Below are 21335 nucleotides of genomic sequence, written 5' to 3' on the forward strand. Positions count from 1 at the left end.
CCCTTCGGCAGGCTCGACACTTGGCGGGTACCACCCGCCGCGCATCGGGGCGCCGCTGGACCATCTCGTCGGGGCCTTCCAGGCGTGTGCGAGATGCATCGCATGGAGGAATATACTGTGCTCGACGGAGGCTCATCGAGCCCTCGGCGCTCGAGCGAGCTCACCAATGGCAGCCAAGAAGAACATCGAGGACCCTGAGGAGACCCGGAGCGGGGAGCAACGAAGCCACGTTCCCGGGGCTCTGGCCGCGACGCGCACCGCGACGAACAGCTGGCGCGTCGTCGTGAACGAGCGCGAGAGTACCCTCCCGTCGGCGGGGGGAGCACCTCGGGTGGAATGGGCGCCGGGGTGGAGACTCGGCGGCGCCGATGGCCGGCGGTTCGAGCTGATGGAGCAATTGGGCGGCGGCGGAATGTCGGTCGTCTTTCTTGCGCGCGATACGGTTCTCGACCGGACGGTGGCCATCAAATTTCTTACGAGCGCGACACTTGGCATGAGCGAGGCGCGCGATCGCGTTCTGCTGGAGGCGCAAGCCTGCGCGCGACTCAATCACGAGAATATCGTCCGGTTGTTCGATATCGGCGTCGACAACGACGGAATGCCATTTCTGGTCATGGAGCACTTGGAGGGCCGGTCGCTCGACGCTGTCGTGCAGGACGAGGGGGTGGACGCACAGCGCGCCGTCCGCATCATGATCGACGTGGCGAAAGGGCTTTCGCAAGCCCAGCGCGCGGGCATCGTGCACCGCGATCTCAAGCCCAGCAACGTGTTCGTCACCAAGACCGGAACGGTGAAGATTCTCGACTTCGGTGTGGCGACGATCCTCGCGCGGACCCAGGCCATCCAAGGCTCGTCGGGGACGCCGCTGTACATGTCGCCGGAGCAATGGAAGGGAGAGGTCCAAGACGCTCGCGCCGACATCTGGGCCGCGGGGGTCATGCTGTATCATCTCCTCAGCGGTGTTTTCCCTTTCCCCGGGGGGAGCGCCGGCTCGCTGCGCGATGCCGTCATCTCGCCCGATCCCGCGCCTTCGTTGCGTCATGCACGGCCCGATCTGCCCGAAGAGGCGGAAGAGATCGCGCAACGCGCACTGAAGAAGAACCTCGCCGAACGGTACGGGACCGCGGAGGAGTTGCTCGACGCACTCGTTGCCCTCGAGGTTGCGCTCACGCACTCCATCCGTACGCGCGGTGCAGCCAACGAGCGCTCCCCGCAGTCCAAGCCCGAACGACGCCAGACGACGGTCTTGTCCTGCTCTCTCCACGATGTACCGCTGCTCTCGGAGGAAGTGCGATTCGAGGACATCGGCGAATTGTTCGACGACTTCGCCGAAATTTGCGCCACCGTGGTGACGGAACTCGAAGGTACCGTCCTGTCGGCCTTCAGCCCGCGTGTCGTGGCGTGCTTCGGCTATCCGATCGCCCACGAGGACAACGCCCAGCGCGCGCTGCGTGCGGCTTCCTTGATCGTCGACGCGATCCGGCACCGAACACAGGAAGGTGGCTCGGCTCCTGCCGCGCGCATCGGAATCAGCACGAGCTTCTCGAGGACGCGTCGCACGGAGGGGCGCTCCGCGTCGCCCATCCTCCATGGTGATGCGCCGCTCGTCGCCCAATGGCTCGAACAGCGCGCCGGGCAGAACGAGATCCTCATCGAGCACGTCACGCACCTTTTGGTGCGAGGTACATTCCACCTCGAGCCGCTGGGGGAATCCGTGCCCGACGGGGCAACACGGGCCGTGCATACGTACCGGGTGCTCGGGCCCAAGGACACGTCGTCGCGGTTCGATCCTGCCGCCGGTGGTACGCCGACCACGCTCGTCGGCCGCGAACGTGAGCTCGAGGAGCTGCGCGGGCTCTGGGAATCGACCAAGGCAGGCAAGAGTCAATTCGCATTGCTCGTCGGTGAAGCCGGTATTGGCAAGTCGAGATTGATCGAGGAGTACCTCGCCGGAATGGCGGGCGACGTGCGCATGATTCTGCGTTGCCAGTGCTGGCCGTATTTTCAAAATAGCGCATTCCAGCCGATCGTCGAATGCCTCGTACGTTGGCTCGGTGTGCGCGACGAGGCTCCGGCATCGGAGAAACTCGGGCTCCTCGAGACGCCGTTTGCAGCGGTCGATCTTTCGTTGACCGACCATCTACCGCCCCTCGCGGCGCTGCTCGGGATCCCTACGGGCGACTACTACGCACCGCCTGCGTCGAGTCCCGTGTTGCTCAAGCAGCAAATCCTCGATGCGGTCGTGGCGCTACTTGGACATCTGGCGAAACGCCAGGCGCTGATCCTCGTGGTGGAAGACGCGCACTGGAGCGATGGTTCGACGCTCGAGTTGCTCGATCGATTGCTGGCCGACATGGTCGCGACGCGGCTCTTGGTGCTCGTGTCGGCGCGCCCGGAGTTCCGCTCGCCCTGGTCACAACGTTCGCACATGAAGCGACTCACGCTGCAGAGGCTCTCGCCCAACCAGTGCGCCGCGATGATTTCGTTCGCGAGCCAGGGGCGCCATTTCCCCGCGCCCATCGTGGAGCAGCTCGTGCACCGGACGGACGGGGTGCCGCTCTTCATCGAGGAGCTCACCCACAAGGTCGCCGACACGATGCAGGACGCCGAACGGCACGGACGTGTGTTCGAGGTCGATTCATTTGCTTCCAATCGAATTCCGGCGACCCTCGACGCGCTCTTGAGTGCGCGCCTCGACGCCCTCCCGCAAGAGGGCCAGGACGTCGCGCATCTCATCGCGGTTCTCGGCCGCGATGCGACGTACGATCTCATCGCCAAGACGTCGGAGCTCGGCGAGGTGGCGCTGCGCGCTGGGCTGATGCAGCTGGTGGAGGCTGGCCTACTGCACCAGCAAGGCCGTGGTTCGGAAGTGCGGTATGCGTTCAAGCATGCCTTGGTGAAGGATGCGGTCTACCAATCCCTTTTGAAGAACAAGCGTGCGCACCTCCACCGGCGCGCGGCCAACGCAATGATCGAGCACTTTCCAGGTGTGGCCCGGCAACAGCCGGAGCTCGTTGCCGAGCATTGCAAGGAGGCGGGGCTTCACGAGGAGGCGGTGACCTATTTCGAAAAGGCTGCGCAACGCGCGGACCAGCGTGCGGCCATCGAGGATGCCGCGGCACACTTCGAGCGCGCGAACGCCGAGCTGCGGATGCTTCCGGAAAGCCCAGCGCGCGAGCGGCGCGAGATCGCCATGCAGCTCGCACGCGCCACCGGGCTCATGGCCCGCGGAGCCATTGCGCTGGGTGCGTTCGACCCCGAGCTGGTGGCGCGCGCCGAGCGATCCGACGATCCGATCCTCATGGTGCACGCGCACAACGCGATTGGATTTGCCGCGCTGATGGCGGGTGATCTCATCTTGGGCCGCAAGCACGCGACGGCGGCGCTCACCCTCTACGATGCGCGGGAGCATGAGATGCTCGAGCAGCGCCATAGCGGCATGGTTCCCAGCGTCTTCAGCGGGATCCAGCTCGTTTGGGCGTGCGGGGTCCTTGCCGATGGCGACCGCGCCGTGGAATATGGACGCAATGCCGTTCAGTGTGCACGGCGCAATCGCCATCCGTACAGCGAAGCAGTTGCCATGGTCCATCTGGCCTGCTGGCACAACTATCGCGGCGAATTCGACGAGGGCCGGCGCCTGGCCGATGAAACGGCGCTAATTTCCAAAGAGGACGGGTTCGCACTCCCGCTGGCGATGGCCAAAGTGGTGCGCGGTTGGTCTCGGCGGAGCACGGGCGACCTCGCCGGCTCTCGCGAGGTCGCCGAGGGCGTCGCCGACCGATTCAAGGTAAGCTCGAGGCTCGCGATTTTGTTTGCCGTGCTCGCGTGCATTCAATTGGAGGATGCCGAGTACGACGACGCCTCGAAGACGATTGATCATGCCATGGTCCTCGTCGAGACGCGAAGCGAATTGCTTTTCGAGGCGGAGCTCCTGCGAATCCGCGGCGAAATCCTGCTCGGCTCGGGCGGGGATCCCGAGCGTGCACTCGCCTATTTCGACCGCGGCCTCGAGGTCGCGCGGCGGCAACAGGCAAAGGCTTGGGAGCTGCGCCTCGCATGCAGCTACGCGCGCCTCTTGGCAAAGCTGGGTCGCCCCGACGATGCGCGAGCGGCCCTTGCGCCCGTCGTCGCACAGTTCACCGAGGGGCCGGACACCCTCGACCTGCACCGCGCCCGCGCGCTCCTCTGCGAGATTTAATTGTGCGGCGCCATCATTTCTCGAGGAATACGTATTCCATCTGCCGATCGTTGATGAGCAGGGCACGCTTGCCGTCTCGCTGGGCGACGACCAACTCGTCGTTGTCGACGCCCGCGTCGATGGTGAAGAACGAGATGCTCCCATCGTCATTCTTGCGGGAGGCTACGGTGCTCTTCCATTCGCCGAAATCGAAGATCGTGGTGCGGCCCTTTCGCTCCACCGAGATCTCGCCCAGCACCGGGCTCACGTAGCGCTTCGCGAGCGCGGTCACGGCATCCTCGGCCGCCGGCACCACCAGGCGCATTCGCTCCTTCGCAATGTGGTCCTTGCGGTTCTTGGCATAGGTCGCGAGATCTTCGTCGGCCTCCGGCTTGCCGTCGAAAAGTACCTCGAGGACCTTGCGCTGGTAGATGTCGCGCACCCCGCGTCCGCTGTCAGCGTTGGTCAGGATCACCCCACCGATGTCGTGCTCGGGCAGCCAAAACATGTCGCTCCTGAGGCCAAACATGCTGCCGCCATGGTGAATCAGCGGGGTGCCGTATCGGGTGTTGGTCTCCAGCCCCATGCCGTAGGCGAGATCCGGCTCCGGCGTCGACTGCCGCTCCCGACGCGCGAGCAGATTCTTCTCCGACACGTAGCGCTGCCCGTTCGGGAGCTTGCCGTTGGCGAGCTCCATCTGCACGTAGAGCGCGACATCGTGCGCGTTCGACCACGCGCCGGCCGCCGGCCGTATCGGTACGACCGCGCGATTGCCCGCCGTCGTGCCCACCTGCACCTTGCCGTCGACGTCTTCCGAATGCGGTGTAGCGTGATTGCTGCGCAAGGCCCGGTCGTAGTCGAACGTCGTCGACTTCATGCCGAGCGGCTCGAACACGCGGGTACGCATCGCCTCGTCGTAGGCAGCGCCGAGTTCGCGCTTCGGGTAAGCGGCATATCCGCCCACGAACCCGGCGGCGGCCGCCAGCATGTTGCTGTACTGGTAGGCCTCGCCGATCTTGGTGGTGGGGCGCATGGCGGAGAGGACCTGCATCTCCGTCTCGGCGGTGGCGTGGGCGAACTCCATGAGCCACTCCTGGTTTTGCTCGGGCATGCCGGTGCAGGCGCAGACCAGATGCTTCATCTGGACGAGCCGGGTGGCCTCGGAGTCCCCCAATTTGGCAAGGTTCCTTGTCGCAAACGCAGAGGCATGAACAGGGAGATACCAGTTACGGACGCCGGCGTCTTCATAGCCGGAGCGCACCTGGGGCATGTGCGGGAACGGTGGGGTGGGTCGGCGCGATGGGCGCGATCGGCTGGTACGTCGTGCCGAGTGCAGGCCGTGGGTCGGCGTCGCCGCGGTTTGGCCACATCGACATGGCCCGCTCGGCTTGGGCCGTGATGGTCAGCGATGGATTGACCCCGAGATTTGCCGAAATCGCGGCACCGTCGACGACGTGCAGACCAGGATGACCATAAATGCGATGATAGGGATCGACCACACCCGTTTGCGCAGAGTCGCCAATCGCGCAGCCACCCAGAAAATGCGCGGTCATCGGCGTATTGAAGATATCGCCCCAGGAGCCGCCGGCAATACCATCGATCTTCCCTGCAAAACGCCGCACCGTATCGTGGGCAACCGGGATCCACGTGGGATTGGGCTGCCCATGACCTTGCGTGGACGTGAGTTTGAAGCGCCCGCCCAAGGTCCTTTTGCCCGATACCGTGATGGAATTGTCGAGGGTCTGCATCACCAGTAGGACAATCGTTCTTTCTGCCCAACGCCGGACGTGCCCAAAGCCCAAAAAGTACAATGGACGCTTGGCCACCTCCTTCAGCCAGGTGAAAAACCGTGGGTAGGGTTTGCCGCCGTCGGCCAGCGCCGTTGCCAGCAGACCCATGGCATCGTTCCCTTTGCCGAAGTGATTGGGCTCGATATGAGTGTGTCCGTCGGGGTGAAACGAGGACGTAATGGCAATGCCCCGGCTATGGTCGACGTCCGCGCTCTTTGCCGTGGCACCCAAGATAGCCTCCGAGTTGGTGCGCGTGAGCACCCCAAGGCGTGAAGATAGGTGCGGCAGCATACGTGTATCCCGCATGCGATGCAGCAGCAATTGCGTGTTGTACGTACCTGCGGCAAAAACCACGTGCTCGGCGCGGAACGTCAAGCGGTTCTTCTTCCACCACGCGGACCGGCCCGTGCGCACGGCCTCCACGAGATAGCCTCCTCCGGCGAGAGGACGCACCGCGGTGACCGTCGTCATGGGATGGATCTGGGCACCGGCGCGCTCGGCCAGGTAAAGGTAATTGCGATCCAGCGAGTTCTTCGCATTCTCCTTGCACCCGATCATGCAGGCGCCACACGTCGTGCACGTGCGACGGCGGGGGCCGGCACCTCCGAAAAAGGGGTCTTCGACCTCGGTGCCCGGAGCCACACCGCGCTCGCCGAAAAACACACCGACGCGCGTGGGATGAAACGACTCCCCTGCCCCCATCTCTTCGGCGATCTCTCGCATGATCTCGTCCGCCGCCGTGACCACGGGGTTTTCGACCACGCCCAACATGCGCTTGGCCTGGTCGTAGAACGGTGCGAGCTCACGGCGCCAATCGGTAATATGCCGCCACTGCGGGTCGTCGTAGAAGGCCGGGAGCGGCTCATAAAGCGTGTTCGCATAAACCAGCGAGCCGCCTCCGACGCCCGCCCCTGCGAGGACGACGACGTTCGGCAGGACATGAATGCGCTGGATACCGTAACAACCCAGCTTGGGTGCCCACAAGAATCGCCGGACGTCCCACGACGTCTTGGGCAAGGTGGTGGGCTCGAATCTCTGCCCCGCCTCGAGGACACCAACCCGATAGCCCTTCTCGGTCAATCGAAGAGCGGTAACCGAGCCTCCGAACCCCGATCCGATCACCACCACGTCATAGTCGAAGCTCATGCTCTGCCCTTCCTCGACAAAATGTAACGTGGATGTTATTTATCGGCCATTAAAAATAACACTCGTGTTATTTTTATGTGCTATTTTGCTGGGATGAGCTCGGGTACGGGTAAACCTCTGGGAAAATCCCCCCGCCCACTTCGCCGGGGGCGCGGCCGGCCGTCAGCGTCCGAACCGACGGGGGACGACTTGCGCGAACACGTCATCGCAACGAGCGCTCGTGTCTACTCGGAGCATGGCTACCGTCACACGACCGTCGAGAGGATCCTCGAGGCGGCCGGCATTTCGCGCCCCACGTTTTACAGGCTCTTCAGCGATCGGCGCGACGTCATCGAGATCCTCGTCGCCCGTGCGAACGATCTGCTTTACGCCCAAGTGTTGGCCGCGGCCGAGTCCCAACGCGACCTACGAAGTGCGGTCGTTGCTGCGGTGGACGCGTACTTCGAGTGGGGCCTCAGCACGGGCCCGATGGTGGGAGCCATCTACAACGAGATCCACGATCCGGAATCTCCAGCGAGCTACCATCGGACGCGTGTGATCGGGCGGATGATCGAGCTTTTCGATGCGATTGCGGCCAAGCGTGGGCGGCCGCGGCTCGACCCGCTATTCTGGGACGCGCTCATCTGTGCGGCGGAGCATGCGGCGAGCGGCGCGTTCTGGCCAAAGCGACGCCCGCGCGCCGACATCGAGCGCCGTCGCGCCGTGGTTCTACGCATTCTCCTGGCGTCGCTCGCCACCCCGCGAGAACGCGTTCCGCCGCTCCCGCTCTACGAAGGCGAGCTTCGCACCGAATGATTCATGGCTGCGGAGGAGCGGGATACATGTTGTATCGATCCGCCACCACCACCTTGCCGTTCCAAGGCCAAATGAATTCGAGCTCCGCGCCATTGGCCATGCGCGTCTCGGTCCATTTACCGTCGCCTTTCGAGCTTGCAAAGAGCCCCTGCCGGCCGACGGCGTAGATTTCTCGCCCGGATCGTCCCCAAATCTCGAGCACGACGCCTTGGGCCGGATCCCATTCTTGCGTGTAGACGTCGTTCCCCTTGCTGCTGAAAATCCCATCGAAGCCCGATGACACGTAAACGGCACGCGTGTCGGATGCTCTCCAGACGGCCTCACCGCCCAAGCGCGTTTGGTTCACGACTTTCCATTTGTCGAAAGGATCGAACTTGGCGTGAACCACGAATCCACTCGGCGAAGTGACCGGGACGATGGCCTCGTTTTTTCCGATCACGGCCAATTTGAAGAAGGCTCCGTCGAGACCAAAATTGTATTTCGACGTCTGACCGACCCATTTACCACCTTCGAGACGCCATAGCTCTCCGTATCCGGGAACGGGATGCCAGACGCCAGAAAACCACCCGCCGCCTCCAGTTCCGAGGGTCGTTGCACACCCCGAGGTCTGGTCGCCGACCGTCCCCTCTTTGGACCATCCTCCGAGCAGTCCGCGGTGATACACGTCGTGGCAGGTGATGGCACGAACGTCGCTGGCCGACGCTGCCTTGACATAATAAATACCTGCGCCGGGATTCCAAGGGTCGATGCCGTCGGGCGTTAGGTGGAGCAGCCCATGCTCGCCGCAAGCGAAGTAGGCTTCGGTCTCACTCACCGTGGCAACGTCGTAGAGCGTCTGGCAGGCGGCAGCGACGGCGTTCCAATCGACGTCGCCATTGGCGTCCAACGCCGAATGGAGCGCGCCTGGCGCGATCGGGGTTGCGTCGGACGACGTTTCCGTGTTGCCGCTGCACCCGGTGCTGCCGGCCATCCCAGCGAGAACGACAAGGAGCACGCCAAACCGAGGAGAGCGCGCGGATCGCGATGCAGTCATGATAAAAATCTACTTTCCCGACGTAAATGTCGATGGCGCAAGAAAGCACGCCCGTGTTGGACGGGGCGCCTCCCCGCGCATTCGATATCACTTCGCGCCTCCGCCAACACGCTCCAGGCACCACCTCCGCGAAGAGTGGCGCGCTGGGCTATACGTTCTGACACGGCCTGACACCGAACCTTGCGGCTCCGATCGGGATGGCCCCGAGCCAGCGTCTGCTGATCGATTGGGCTAAGGGCTCTATGGCACACCGAGAAGCATGTCTTCGATCGACGCGGTCAGGCGCCCCGACGGATCCGAGAACCGGAGGTAACGCTGGTCCTTCCCCGATGCGGGGACACACTCGTTCGAGCCGTCGTCGGCAATTCGATTGAATCCGCATGGCACGGTCGTGAAATGCCGGCTTCCCCGCACAGCGTAGAGCACGGGAAGCACGTCCCAGAGGTCACTGTCGATGCCGGCGCCGAAGCCAATCTCGAAGGTCGCGCGTACGGGACTGTCGGCGGGAGCCTGCGTCGATACACGCTTGCCGAGCTTTACGGACGCCTCGGCGCCGCTAAATACCAGGGGCGTCGGCCAGTCGAGCATCACGCGGCGCGTGCTCGCCGGGTCGAGTGCGAAGTTGAACTCGGCGGCGTCGCTGCGCGGATATTGCCCGCCCATCATCACCATCCGAGCTACCTTGGACCGAACCAGCGCCGCACCCGGCAGCGCGCTGTGTTCATCCGGCCCGGAGTCGAGCAGCGCGGAAAGGTTCGTCGTCGCTCCCAGCGATAAAATCACCACGCTGTGGTCTTTCTCCGCGGAAAGCAGTTTGCGGTACAAGTGAACGGCGTTGTCTGCGGATGAACCTCCCGCGAGGTCGTGCGGGAAGCGCTCGACGAGCCGGCTCGCGTAATCGTGCGCGTAGTTTTCGCATACCGATGCATCGGTGGGTTGCAATGCACCAATGGGAATATCCGGGTGGCCATAATAGGTATTCACCACGTCGACGGCGGCCGCCCCTGCGTCCCCCCGTGTGTTCACCAGCACGCCGAGCAACCGCGCCTCGCCGCGGCTGTGCATGACATTGGCCATGGCCAACGCCGCCACGTCGTCGACCGCGGCGCAAATGTCTGTGTCGATGAGGATCGGGCGGGGTACGGCGCATTGTTCGACGGCCTCGAGCGATGGACTCGTGAAGGCCACGGCAGCGAGCACGAGCACGGCGGCGCACTTTCGCATCATCATAGGAAAGGGATGCCCGAGGCAGCCCGCTCTGTCGAGGGCGCGATCACGCTTTGCTTGGAAAAGGGTTGTCGTACGAAGGCTCGCTCAGAGCGGTGGTACACGCTGGGTGCAGCGCGTACATCGTTCTTGCACGTTGCTCGCTACCAAAGAGCCTCGCCGGACTCACCGGGCGGCCAGCGAAGCAATCCGCACGCGGTGGCGGGGTAACTGATGTACTCGAAGTCGGGGGGGGAGCAATCTTCGAATCGCGCACATTTGAGGATTCGATTGAGGTGTTCGAAAAATGCCTTGGCCCCCAAGCTCCGACCTTGCGTTACGGATCCCTCTTCGTGAAAGTGCACCCACTGGAATGGCTCTTCATTCGGAGACAAGGCCATCGCAATGCCCTCGGACTTCATCTCCGACGCAATGGCCGTGAGAAATTCGATATCGAGAGGCCCCTCCCGCTGTAAGATCGCACAGACCTTGTGCCCCAAGTCGAGCAGCCTCCACCGCCATGTCGCCGCATCTTCGAGGCATTGCTGGTCAAGTTTTTGCGAAGCTCGGAGCTCGGATACCCTTGCGCGAAAGTGCCGATGGGCTTCCTCGATGGACATCTTCCCGAGCGAGAACACGGCTTGTGCCAATGGTCGCTCTTCCATGAACGATCGCGCGGCGTTTCGAGTCACGCGCGTCTGATTGTTTCGAGCCACAGTAAGTACATTTAGACCAACTGAACTCGCCACATAATCCCACTCCTCACCTACGATATCACGGAAACGATCGAAAAACCATAATTGGCAAGTACCGCCGTCGAAATCGCCGATCTTTTGATACGGGCTCCTTTTGACCAACAAGCGGTGATGCGCGTCTCCACCGAACAGCTCGAGCGTGCGCCCCGCATAGAACGCTCCCGCGCCCTCATCGGAATGGATTGAATAATTTTCCATCGCGACGGCGAGTCCACCGGTCATCGCGGACAAGCCTCGAAACGTGCGCCAATCCCATCTTCCAAAATTGTCCACCTTTTGCAAAAGCTTGATGACAGGAGGAGCGTCAAAGACATCGATTTCCGCGGACCACATGAAACACTCTGAAGCGGACGACAAAGCACGCCTCACTACAGGTACATATTCAGACATGGAGACGCTGAAACGCTCGACGACATCGATTTCTTGGTTGGATAGCCACCGATCCAACAAAAGAGAAAATTCCTCTTCATCGACATTTGGGAAAGCGCAGCGAATCGTCTGCGGCATCAGCGTTCTCCTCCCACAGCGCGGTTCTTTTCTTCACCGCTAAGTGGCAAGAAGCCAGCTGGTATGGACGCCCTCGGCGCGGCCCATATGCCGTCCTTGCATGTGAACGTTATTTGCGCTGCAATATTTTTACTCAGATAGTCAATACGCATGGACCGCAACTTCTGCTGCTCCTGGCTTAGGAGACGCCGCGGATCGATCGAGAGGTTCCAAGCACTCTGCACCTCCTTGATCTCGAGGTTTCCCATCTTGATTTCAACGAAAACATCTGAATACGAATGTTCTGCGGCTTTTTCGATCGCTTCTTTGGAAAGGCGAACGGCTTCCGTAGCATCCGTGGATGGAGTGTCCTTCAGGGATACCGGCCGACGATTGGGTTTACGTAGAGTTCCCACGTCCGCAACACCATCGATTCCGGGATAGTCAATCTTGGACGCGGTGTCCCCGAAGGCTTCGATGGGCCAGCCTGTCCTTTTGGCAATTTCTCGAAAGAACGAAACCTCTCGAAGGAACAAAATCTCTCTCTCCGGGCTTCGCTTGGACTCATATTTACTTATTACGTTATCGCCCATATATTCGTTGTAGGCGAGTTGTGGGTCCAATGGATCATCGTTGGCACGGGCTCGTTTTCGTTCAGCGGCCTCGCCTTTCTCGACAAGCTTTTGATACACTGCATACTTGTCTTGAGCAACGCGTCGAGCGCGAGGGAGATCCATTTTCGAGGCGGTGATCTCACGCGCTGCACCCTGTTTTTCCATGAAATAGCTAAACCCAATCCGCTCCTCCGAGGTAGGCAACTGCTCCCACAGCTTGTACTCGAACGAATTAACATCCGGATTGCCAACAGGTGCGTTTGGCACCGTGTCCGTCGGCAATGGGGTCTGCTCGTTGCCATTTGGCCCCGAAGGTCGCCGCGGCGTCGAGTACTGCGAGCGCAAGCTGCGGCCACGGACTTCGGCGGCCTGAAAGAGACGACCGCCATAAGTGGTGAGAGCGATGCCCGCGACGCCCTCACCAAGTTGTTCGGAGCGGGTTTGGCTATCGAGAAGGGCTTCGGTTCCGAGCCGTTGTCCCGTGATGCCCTCCACGAGTTGGCTGAAGCCGACCACGTCGCCGGCAGCTTCAAAGCCGCTCTCCACCACGCTGACGTCGTAGTTGCCCGCCTCGATTTCTTGTCGGCGCGCCGAGTAGGCTTGGACGAAGCCATAGGTTCCGAGTCCCCAGAGCGCCGCGTAAGCGACCCCTGCGAGGACGCCGCCCGAGCCCACGGCAAGCCCCGCGAGGGCGATCAGCGCGGCCCCTTTGGCCACGGAGACGCCAAAGGATACGAGGATCTCTTTGGGGAGAAGTTTGTTGTCGAGCACGATGGGCTCGGGATCGACTGCGCTGTAGGATTGGTTGACCTCCGGCGCGAGCGTGGTTGCCAAAGGCTCCTCCTTGCTCGCGCGTGGCAGCCCGTGCACAGTCAGCTTGGCAACATTGGAGTAGGGACCGAGCTTTGGGTTGGTCACCGCTCCGATGTACATCGAGTGAATCTCCCCCACCGTGAGGGGCATCAGGCGGAGCAGAATGTCTTTCTCATTGAACGCGTTCAGCGCCTCGGCGGTCTTTTGCCAGCGGTTGGTCCGACGAGATTCGACGAGGAGCGCCAGATAATCTTTTGAGCGGAGCCGGGGGTTCAACGCATAAGCGACTTCTTTTGGGGCCTCTGCAACCGGCCTGACGCCTTTGCGGGAAGATGGAGACAAACGCGGGGCAAGGGCATTATTCGGATCGTCCCTATCCGAAAGGAGCGCCACATTGGATTTGGGCCCAAGCTTTGGATTCGTCAGAGCGCCCAGGTGCAGGAGCTGAATATCGGCATTGCTGAATTCCACCAAGCGGGCGCGAATGTCGTCCGGACTGAAGGCGTTCAACACCTCCGCCACGAGCTGCCAGCGGCCGGAGAGGCGCGCGATGACGAGCTCCTCACGGTACCTTTGCTCCAACGCGTCCACCCGTTCTGTTTCGGCTCGTGCCTCGGGGGAATCGCTTGCCTCGTCCAAGGGTTTGCGCGCGATGCGGTTCGACGACGCGCCTTGTTGCACGGTGTGCACGAGCTCGTGAGCGAGCAACTTGCGACCTTCTGCGGTCTCGGGGCGATATTGTCCCGCATTGAAGACAACGTGATGCCCCATCGTGTACGCACGAGCACGCACGGCCTGCGCGGATCCATGCGCTTCGGCATCGTCATGAATACGCACCGTGCCAAAGTCGTGGCCGAACCGCGGCTCCATGAACTCGCGCGTGCTCGCACCGAGAGGATGGCCCGGGGAACGAAGCACGCGCTCCACCGCCGCAGGCGCCTCGGCGGTTGCCCCATCCATGGCTTTTCGCTGCATCGCCCCGCCGGCGTGCGAAAGCGGTCCCATCGGACTGTGTGCTGGAACCCGCGAGAAATCAACGCGGCGAGGCGCAATCTCCGGAAATGATTCGAGCGGGTCGAGCGCCCGAGAACGTTTTGCAGACGGCTTTGAAACCGCCGCGGCGTTTTCCGTTTGGGGCCGGGGACGATGCAAGAGCACACGGCCACCACTCATGATGCACCGAGGACGACAAGCTTCATGATGACGTCGGAAACCGAACGCATCGCCAACATATACACTTGCGGATCGTTCGCGCGCCTCTCCATTTTGCCTTCTCCCTCGGCGACGTCCCGGCGTTTGGTGAATCCTGCGAACGGTTTAGACGCAAACTGCGGACCTGCGGAGCATTCTCGCAAGAAAGGGCCCTACGTTGCACAATTGGGCATGTTGCACGTTGCAGTTGCAACATGCGATTGCAACGTCGGTCACCGCTCTGCACCCTCGCGCCGCGCCAGATAGCCGCTACCACGTACAGCACAACGTAGTAGACTCGCCGTCGGATACCATCCGAACCAGCTCGAAGCCAGGAGGGTCTCATGTCGTCGAAGGTATTGCTGATTGGTGCGACGGGCCGCACAGGTCGTTTGCTGGCGGATTCGTTGGTCGGGGAGCCGGAGTTCGAGTTGACGGCGCTCGTCCGCCGGCCGGGCTACTTGCTGCCGGGTGCGAAGGTCCTACGGGCCGATCTAACTGGGGATTATTCCAGCGCGTTCAAGGGCATCACGCACGTCATCTACGCGGCAGGTTCGACCGAGACGGATACCGAAGCCGAGGAGAAGCAGATCGACCGCGATGCTGTGGTGCGGGCGGCCGAGTACGCGAAGGCTCACCATGTGCAACAGCTCCTGGTGATCAGCGCGCTGTCCGCGTATTGGCCCGAGCGCAGCATCGAATCCTTGCGTCATTACTCGCAGATGAAACGCGAAGGCGACGACGGCGTGATCGCTTCCGGGGTCAACTACGTGATTCTGCGGCCCGGCGCGTTGTCCGACGAACCGGGCACCGGCACGATCGGCGTCACCGAGATGCGGCTCGAGCATGCCCCGCTCGTGGCACGGCAGGACGTTGCACGGACGACCCTCGAGGCGATCAAACTCGGCATTTCGAGAAAGACCATTGGCTTCGTTGGCGGAAGCGTTCCGATCCGGCGGGCGTTGAAGGACGCGTAGGTTGCCGCCCGTCAAGGAGCGCGACAACCCAACGCGCGGACGCGCACCTTTACCTCTTCGGCGGTGACGCTTCGCGGGCGCGCAGCGCCCCATCGAGCGAGTACTTGGCTGTACGCTGCACATGCGCCGTGTGTATCGCCCTTTGCCTCCAGGGCGCGTCCGAGCAGGGCCACGGCGCGCGTGTGCACGATAGGCTCGGACAATACATCGCACCAGCGTGTGGCGGTTTGCAGCGACATCGTGGCTTCGTCCAGTCGCCCTGCGAGCAGGTAAGCGCGTCCGGGTGCCGCATCCTCGACCAGGTCGCGATAGGCCGGTAGCGGCTCGTAGTTCGACGCGACGGCGAGCGCCTGGGCCGCTTCGCTCTCGGTCGAAACGAGCGACGCGTACGCGTAATACCAAACATAGTTTCGCAGGGCGGGTGGCGCACGCTCGATCCATTGCTTTGCCCAGTTTGCGCGCGCAGCCTCGAAGTCTGCACGATGCAACGTTCCCGCGCGCAGCTCGGCCTCGAGAAGCTGCGGCGTCGGATCGTCGTGCATTCGTTCCCGACGCCAGGGAGCCGCCATCCATCCGTCTTTGCGCGCGAGAAAGCCCCGGCTGACCCTCGAAGCATCGGCCTCCCTGCCGGTTTCCATCAGAGCACCCACCATGAGGCGCACGGCTTCGGCGTGCCACTTTTGCTCGACGTCGTCGGCGACGAGACGCTCCAGGCGATCGGCGTTGGAGATCGCGGCCGTGAAATCGCCGTGCCACAACGCGACGTGCGCTTCGTCGGCGGCGCGTTCGCGGTCACGTCGTTCGGGTGAAATGCGACTCCATTTCTGCAGCAACGCCTCCCCCACGGCAGAAGGCGCGAGCCCGCGTGCCGCGAGCGACTCCGCCAAATGCGCGTAGCCGAACGGCGAATTGGGCATGAGCGTGATCTGCCGGCGCGCATTCTGTTCACCCTTTTCACATTCGCCGCGTCGGGAATGGACCTCCATGATGTTTCCGAGGCAGGTGGTGGAGGACGCCGTGTTCAAGCAGCGTTCGAACATGGCGAGAGCCTCCTCGTCTCGCCCGGAATACAGGAGCCCAAGCCCCCGGATATTCCAAGATGCGGCAGCGAACGGGGGCGTGGCTGCGACGAACTCCCCCGTCGAACGAAGCAACTCGTCGCGCCCGCCGGATTCCAAATACAGCAAGGTTTGGAAGAGCAACAGCTCGGCGTCCTTCGGAAACTGCTCCAGCGCCGCCGAAAGCCGACGATGCATCTCCTCGAAATCGGGCGGCTCCCGTTCGAGATAAAGTGCAATCGCGTGAATCAACGAGCGGTCGTGCTCGTCGAGCAGTTCGCGCGCGGCATTGGCACGCGCAAGCGATTCTCGAGCATCCGTAATGCGGTCGAAGATCCATATATAAAAGATCCCCAAGCGCAGGTGTGCTGCGGCCAGGCGTGGGTCGAGTTCGACGGCGTGCTCGAAGGCGAGACGCGCCGTTTCGAACGACGAATCGTGGTATGCACGCATCCCGTCATCGAACGCCGCCGCGGCCTCCGCGTTCGAGGAAATGGGTATTCGAGCCGGTGCGGCTTCGGACAGCGGGGCGCGTGGGGCCGCCATCTGTTCGACAGGCCCCGCGACGCGCGCTCTCAGGGCCACGACGAGAAGCACGACGAGCGCCATCGACCCGAGGAGAAGCGCGAATCGTCTCGCTCGTTTGGGGAGCGGCAGCGACTGCCCGCCCGTATTCGGCGGTGAATCTCCCGTATTGGGCGGTATGTCTCCCATGACGGGGGCAGAGGTACGCACCGGTTCCGGCACGCGTGGAGTGATGACGGCGAGGGATTCGAGCGCGGCTACGATGGGCGCCATACTCTCGAAGCGCCGATCCTTCCCCGCCACCAGCGCGCGCTCGATCACGTCGTAAATGGCCGGCGCAAGCCCGGGCACCGCCGTCGAAAAACGAGGCGTCTCCTTCTCCATGTCGGCGAGGAGTACCCGCAGATCCCCGGACCATGCCCACGGGATTCGGCCCGTAAGCACCTCGTGGGCGACGACGCCCCATGCAAATTGGTCCGAGCGACCATCGGGAGACTCGCCGCGCATCTGTTCGGGGGCCATATAGAGCGGCGTTCCCTCCACGGTGGCGGTTCGTATCGATTTGGCGACTGTCGGTGAATGGATCGCCGCCGGCAGCGCGAGCTCGGTATGGGCGTGCTCGGCGCCGGGGGCATCGGGTCCGGCCAACGCGGATTCTCGCGCTATCCCGAAATCGAGCACCTTGATGACCTGATCGTCGCGCACCATGATGTTTTCGGGTTTGATATCGCGATGGACCAATCCGCGCTTGTGCGCGGCGTCCAGAACCCGCGCGACATCGAGCAGCCAGCGCAATCGCCGCTCGAGAGGGATGGTCATATCCCCCACGAAGGCTCGGAGCGGCCGGCCCACGATGAGCTCCATGGCGATGAACGGTTGCCCATCCTCTTCTCCGACGTCGAAGATGCTCACCGCATTCGGATGATCGAGCGAGGCTGCCGCGCGCGCTTCGCGCATGACGAGCACGGAGCGTGCAATGGTGTTTCCGAACGCCGGCACCCAATCCGTTTCCAGGAGCTTGAGCGCGACATACCGGTGAAGGCGTGGATCGTGGGCGCGGTAAACGACCCCCATCCCTCCTGACCCCAGGACCTCTCCGATTCTATACCGGTTGAATCTCTCGCCCGGACGAAGAGGCATCGCCCGGAGTATACATGGATATCCGAAACCGCGAGCGCTGGCCCTCTCGTACACCCGTTCACGGAGTGCGCCGTTCTACCGATAGGCTCATACGGAAAGCTCGATGAGGCTGGTCCCTGCTTCCCGACGATGCCCGCGGCTAAGGCCGGCAAACTTCGTGAGCTTGTTGCAAATGGGATATGGCAGAGGGTGTCGGCGCGCGCAAAAAAGGGATGAGCGTTCCGTTTACAGCAACGGCAGCCTAATGTTTCGTGGCGCGATCGAGGACGAAGAGCTTCGCCCAACGCGGCGTTATTCCCCCCATTTCGTCCAGCCAGAATTTGGCAAATCGCTCGCAAGACGATATTCACGATCGACATTTGGACGTAACTTCGGGGAAGTCTCTTCTCACACCGACATTGACACATTTATGGTTTCCATAAAGACCGGGAGGCAATCGTGCGTATACCTACTTCCGCATTAGCATTGATGGCGATTCCAGCAACCCTGCTCACCGTGGGGCTCGCCGCTCCAGCCATGGCCGACGAGGCAGGTGATGTCATCCATCTCTACCCCGGATTGAACTTCACCGGACCGAGCCATGATGTGCCCGCCGTAAAGACAAGTTGCGTCAACTTGAATGTTGTCGTGAAGTCGGCAGAAAATCTAACCGCCAGTGACATTCACTTCTACCGGAAGGCCGATTGCTCCGGAGATCCATACGTCCTTGGTTCCCTCCACGCGAACAACGTCCCCGAGGGTTTCGCTTCGTATATCGTTAATTTCCCACAATAGTCTGCCGCGATGAATGGGGGGGTGGTCCTTGCGGGCCGCTCCCCTCGTCGTCGGCCCCCCCCACGCGGCGACGACTGTGCGGCAATAGCCCCATGCGACGTTCAGTTGGCGGGGCCACGTCGCACGGATGTGTTAGCGACAAGGGGGTTAGGCAGCAGCAAATACTTCGACCGAGTTTCGCGCAAAGTTTCCCTAAATCGCTTATCTCGTAAATAAATAAGTACGACTCAAATCCAGTTAAATCGAGCCCGTCCTCGTGCCAATTGGGAGAGACCTTGTCTGCATCGCATTCGAGAAGTTCACCCCCGAAGGCGCTTCTGATTGCGGCGTTTGCCGCCGTCTACTTCATCTGGGGGTCGACCTTTCTGGGCATCCGTTTCGCCGTGGAGACGCTACCGCCGTTTCTGGTCGCAAGCCTTCAGTTCCTCGTCGCCGGCATCGTGCTGTACGCATGGGCGCGGCTCCGTGGCACACCGGCTCCAACACTCCAAAATTGGTACGCTGCGGCAGTGGTGGGTATTCTCATGCTGTCGGCCGGCGTTGGAGGGATCACGTGGGCGGAACGCTCGGTTCCGTCGAGTCTGGCCGCATTGCTGATCGCCAGCGTTCCGTTATGGATGATGTTGTTGGAATGGTTGCACTACGGGGGTGCGAGACCAAAAGGCAAGACGGCCATCGGTCTTGCAATTGGCTTTTGCGGCGTGGGGGTGCTCGTGACGTCGGGAACGGCGGGCGACGGTCACTTCGATCTGGCCGGGACGGTCGTGCTCTTGTTGGCATCACTCTCCTGGGCCGAAGGCTCACTGTATTCGCGCCGCGCAAAGTTGCCGAGCTCCCCACTGCTCGGCACGGCCATGCAGATGTGCGCGGGCGGAGCGCTATTGCTACTCGCCAGTGGCGTCACCGGAGAATTGGTTTTGGATTTCCGATCGAGATCATCGATTACTCGTTTGCCGCGGCCGTGGCCTCCTGGGCGCACACCATATCGAAGCCCGCTCGCCACGCGCTGAACGCCTTCCCGCACGAAGTCGATGAGATGGTCATGTCATGGCAACGCGCGGCTGGTCGCGCTTGAGTTCGGGTCATCTTGACGACCATCGGTGAGATTCTGCCGGAAATCGTCGGAATGCCCGGCCTTACGCTTCGCGACGGGGAGGTCGTGGAAGAACGACTTTCCACCCGCTACTTGAGCGCCGAGCCATAGCGACGGAGGCGATCGCTATGCCTTCGCCTTGCGTCGCGGCTTTCGAAGACGGCGCTGGGCCTCGGAGTATGCGCTGACGATCCGGCGAAACGTCTCGTCGTCACCGCCGTGATCGGGGTGGGTCTCGAGCACGCGTTTGCGATACGCTGCCTTGAGATCGGCCTCCGTCGCATCGCGAGGTACGCCGAGGAGCTCCCAGATCGAGGTCTCTCCCGAAGTCGAACGTTCGGGCTTCGTGCGCGCGCCGATCGGTTCACGGCTCGCCTTCGTCGGCCACGGCTCCTGCCCGCGAATGATTCGGATCCAGGCTCGAGCCCAGAGCGGATCGATCTCGGTCAACGTCGTGCCCACCTTTTTCTCTGCGGCGGCCAGCGCTTCTTCCCGCGTCGACGCGCCGCCGTCCTCGGCGTCGGGCTTCCTGAAGGGCACGTGCGTAGGGGGCCCGCTCGACCAAACCGCCCAAAAGAAGCGACGGCGCTTGGTCTTCGTGATCGAGCAGAGCGGCGCGAACAGCTGAGACACGGACAACGTCATAGCCCCACTCGACGTGCACGCACACCGATCTTCGAACGAATTTCGGGGGCGCCGCCCCCTTGCATGCCCCCAATCGGTGCGTTAGATACTGAACCACATGGCTCAGTATACGAGGACCCGCCTCGATGCCTCGTTCGCCGCGCTCTCGGACGCCACCCGACGCGGCGTTCTGGAGCAACTCGGACGTGCCGACGCTTCGATCTCGGATCTTGCCGAGAAGTTCCACATGACCCTCACGGGCATGAAGAAGCACGTCGGCGTTTTGGAGCAGGCGGGGCTCGTCACCACGGAGAAGATCGGGCGCGTACGGACCTGCAAGCTCGGCCTGCGCCGTCTGGAGGAAGAGGCGGCATGGATCGAGAGGTACCGCCAGCTATGGGACGCACGTTTCGACGCGTTGGATGAGGTCGTCGAGGAATTGAAACGGAAGGAGAAAGTCCATGGACGCAAGAAAAGAGAGTGAACCCACCCCCATGAAGAACCGCACGACGGCGGAACGGAAGTCCGAGCGTGAGCTCGTCGTCACTCGAACCGTCAACGCTCCGGCGCACATCGTGTTCGAGGCGTGGACCAATCCCGAGCTGTTCAAGCGCTGGTGGGTACCAAAGTCGGCAGGCGTGTCCCTGCGTTCCTGCGAGATGGATGTTCGTGTCGGCGGCAAGTACCGTTTGGTGTTCGGCCACGACGACTCCAATTCCATGGCTTTCTACGGCACGTACATCGAAGTGACACCGCACTCGCGCCTCGTCTGGACGAATGAGGAAGGTGAAGACGGTGGGCCCGTCACCACGGTGACCTTCGAGGAAAAAGGCGGCAAGACGCTGGTCGTCCTGCACGACCTCTATCCCTCGAAGGAAGCTCTTGACGGTGCCATCGCTTCCGGGAGCACGGCGGGTGGGATGAACGAGACGTTCGAGCAACTGGACGAGCTTCTCGCCACCCTGAGCGACAAGGGGCTGTGATCCGCGAGCTCGACGCCGCTTGATGGCCGAACGGATGGCCGGGCGCGCGTAAGCAATCGAAAGCAATCGCGCGCACAATCTTGCGCAATCTTCCCGTGGTGTAAACCGCCGAGCACGATCGATCCGATCATGGGTGATCAAAGGGATCATGTGAT

15 protein-coding genes are annotated in these 21335 nt (G+C 62.3%); 7 read left to right on the top strand and 8 right to left on the bottom strand.

Annotation, left to right across the window (positions count from 1 at the left end):
* The first annotated feature begins 166 nt into the window (after window positions 1–166).
* Window positions 167–4198 carry a protein kinase gene (locus LVJ94_26110; protein ID WXB00384.1) on the top strand — a complete coding sequence of 1344 codons (4032 nt, stop codon included), beginning with the start codon at window positions 167–169 and terminating at the stop codon, window positions 4196–4198.
* 13 nt (window positions 4199–4211) lie between these two features.
* Here LVJ94_26110 and LVJ94_26115 read toward each other — a convergent pair whose 3' ends face one another.
* Entirely contained in the window at window positions 4212–5318 is a 1107-nt protein-coding gene (locus tag LVJ94_26115; GenBank protein WXB00385.1) for a beta-lactamase family protein, read from the bottom strand.
* A gap of 103 nt (window positions 5319–5421) precedes the next feature.
* The gene (locus LVJ94_26120) at window positions 5422–7113 is read right to left on the bottom strand and encodes a GMC family oxidoreductase (protein ID WXB00386.1); all 1692 of its coding nucleotides are present in this window, start codon (window positions 7111–7113) and stop codon (window positions 5422–5424) included.
* Window positions 7114–7302: 189 nt separating this feature from the next.
* On the opposite strand from LVJ94_26120, the gene LVJ94_26125 reads away from it, so the two are divergent.
* Window positions 7303–7908: a TetR/AcrR family transcriptional regulator gene (locus LVJ94_26125; GenBank protein WXB00387.1), complete on the top strand. Its 606-nt coding sequence runs from the start codon at window positions 7303–7305 to the stop codon at window positions 7906–7908.
* Window position 7909: 1 nt separating this feature from the next.
* Here LVJ94_26125 and LVJ94_26130 read toward each other — a convergent pair whose 3' ends face one another.
* From LVJ94_26130 to LVJ94_26145, 4 genes are all read right to left on the bottom strand, one after another.
* A complete protein-coding gene (locus LVJ94_26130; GenBank protein WXB00388.1) occupies window positions 7910–8941 on the bottom strand; it encodes a hypothetical protein in 1032 nt (343 codons plus the stop codon).
* Window positions 8942–9181: 240 nt separating this feature from the next.
* A complete protein-coding gene (locus LVJ94_26135; GenBank protein WXB00389.1) occupies window positions 9182–10171 on the bottom strand; it encodes a nucleoside hydrolase in 990 nt (329 codons plus the stop codon).
* Window positions 10172–10311: 140 nt separating this feature from the next.
* Window positions 10312–11409 carry a hypothetical protein gene (locus LVJ94_26140; protein ID WXB00390.1) on the bottom strand — a complete coding sequence of 366 codons (1098 nt, stop codon included), beginning with the start codon at window positions 11407–11409 and terminating at the stop codon, window positions 10312–10314.
* A complete protein-coding gene (locus LVJ94_26145; protein WXB00391.1) occupies window positions 11409–13988 on the bottom strand; it encodes a DUF4157 domain-containing protein in 2580 nt (859 codons plus the stop codon). The genes LVJ94_26140 and LVJ94_26145 overlap by 1 nt, the downstream gene beginning before the upstream one ends.
* A gap of 362 nt (window positions 13989–14350) precedes the next feature.
* On the opposite strand from LVJ94_26145, the gene LVJ94_26150 reads away from it, so the two are divergent.
* Window positions 14351–14983 carry an NAD(P)H-binding protein gene (locus tag LVJ94_26150; protein WXB00392.1) on the top strand — a complete coding sequence of 211 codons (633 nt, stop codon included), beginning with the start codon at window positions 14351–14353 and terminating at the stop codon, window positions 14981–14983.
* 11 nt (window positions 14984–14994) lie between these two features.
* Here the strand turns inward: LVJ94_26150 and LVJ94_26155 are convergent, their stop codons facing one another.
* On the bottom strand, window positions 14995–17640 hold the full coding sequence (locus LVJ94_26155; protein WXB00393.1) for a protein kinase: 2646 nt from the start codon (window positions 17638–17640) through the stop codon (window positions 14995–14997).
* Between the two features lie 504 nt (window positions 17641–18144).
* Between LVJ94_26155 and LVJ94_26160 the strand changes: the two genes are divergently transcribed.
* Entirely contained in the window at window positions 18145–18480 is a 336-nt protein-coding gene (locus LVJ94_26160) for a peptidase inhibitor family I36 protein (GenBank protein ID WXB00394.1), read from the top strand.
* Between the two features lie 275 nt (window positions 18481–18755).
* Complete coding sequence (locus tag LVJ94_26165; protein WXB00395.1) at window positions 18756–19490, top strand: EamA family transporter; 735 nt, start codon at window positions 18756–18758, stop codon at window positions 19488–19490.
* Between the two features lie 209 nt (window positions 19491–19699).
* Here LVJ94_26165 and LVJ94_26170 read toward each other — a convergent pair whose 3' ends face one another.
* Window positions 19700–20206: a J domain-containing protein gene (locus tag LVJ94_26170; GenBank protein WXB00396.1), complete on the bottom strand. Its 507-nt coding sequence runs from the start codon at window positions 20204–20206 to the stop codon at window positions 19700–19702.
* Between the two features lie 109 nt (window positions 20207–20315).
* Between LVJ94_26170 and LVJ94_26175 the strand changes: the two genes are divergently transcribed.
* A complete protein-coding gene (locus tag LVJ94_26175) occupies window positions 20316–20681 on the top strand; it encodes a helix-turn-helix domain-containing protein (protein ID WXB00397.1) in 366 nt (121 codons plus the stop codon).
* Between the two features lie 10 nt (window positions 20682–20691).
* Window positions 20692–21180 carry an SRPBCC family protein gene (locus LVJ94_26180; GenBank protein WXB00398.1) on the top strand — a complete coding sequence of 163 codons (489 nt, stop codon included), beginning with the start codon at window positions 20692–20694 and terminating at the stop codon, window positions 21178–21180.
* Window positions 21181–21335 lie beyond the last annotated feature (155 nt).

The organism is Sorangiineae bacterium MSr11367 (assembly GCA_037157805.1).
GTDB classification, from domain to species: Bacteria; Myxococcota_A; Polyangia; order Polyangiales; family Polyangiaceae; genus Pendulispora; species Pendulispora rubella.

What these genes read in the sequence shown, in the direction of transcription:
- LVJ94_26130 (WXB00388.1), bottom strand. Translation starts at nt 8,941, where the DNA reads ATGACTGCATCGCGATCCGCGCGCTCTCCTCGGTTTGGCGTGCTCCTT.
- LVJ94_26180 (WXB00398.1), top strand. Translation starts at nt 20,692, where the DNA reads ATGAAGAACCGCACGACGGCGGAACGGAAGTCCGAGCGTGAGCTCGTC.
- LVJ94_26155 (WXB00393.1), bottom strand. Translation starts at nt 17,640, where the DNA reads ATGGGGGTCGTTTACCGCGCCCACGATCCACGCCTTCACCGGTATGTC.
- LVJ94_26115 (WXB00385.1), bottom strand. Translation starts at nt 5,318, where the DNA reads ATGAAGCATCTGGTCTGCGCCTGCACCGGCATGCCCGAGCAAAACCAG.
- LVJ94_26150 (WXB00392.1), top strand. Translation starts at nt 14,351, where the DNA reads ATGTCGTCGAAGGTATTGCTGATTGGTGCGACGGGCCGCACAGGTCGT.
- LVJ94_26135 (WXB00389.1), bottom strand. Translation starts at nt 10,171, where the DNA reads ATGATGATGCGAAAGTGCGCCGCCGTGCTCGTGCTCGCTGCCGTGGCC.
- LVJ94_26140 (WXB00390.1), bottom strand. Translation starts at nt 11,409, where the DNA reads ATGCCGCAGACGATTCGCTGCGCTTTCCCAAATGTCGATGAAGAGGAA.
- LVJ94_26120 (WXB00386.1), bottom strand. Translation starts at nt 7,113, where the DNA reads ATGAGCTTCGACTATGACGTGGTGGTGATCGGATCGGGGTTCGGAGGC.
- LVJ94_26175 (WXB00397.1), top strand. Translation starts at nt 20,316, where the DNA reads ATGGCTCAGTATACGAGGACCCGCCTCGATGCCTCGTTCGCCGCGCTC.
- LVJ94_26110 (WXB00384.1), top strand. Translation starts at nt 167, where the DNA reads ATGGCAGCCAAGAAGAACATCGAGGACCCTGAGGAGACCCGGAGCGGG.
- LVJ94_26145 (WXB00391.1), bottom strand. Translation starts at nt 13,988, where the DNA reads ATGAGTGGTGGCCGTGTGCTCTTGCATCGTCCCCGGCCCCAAACGGAA.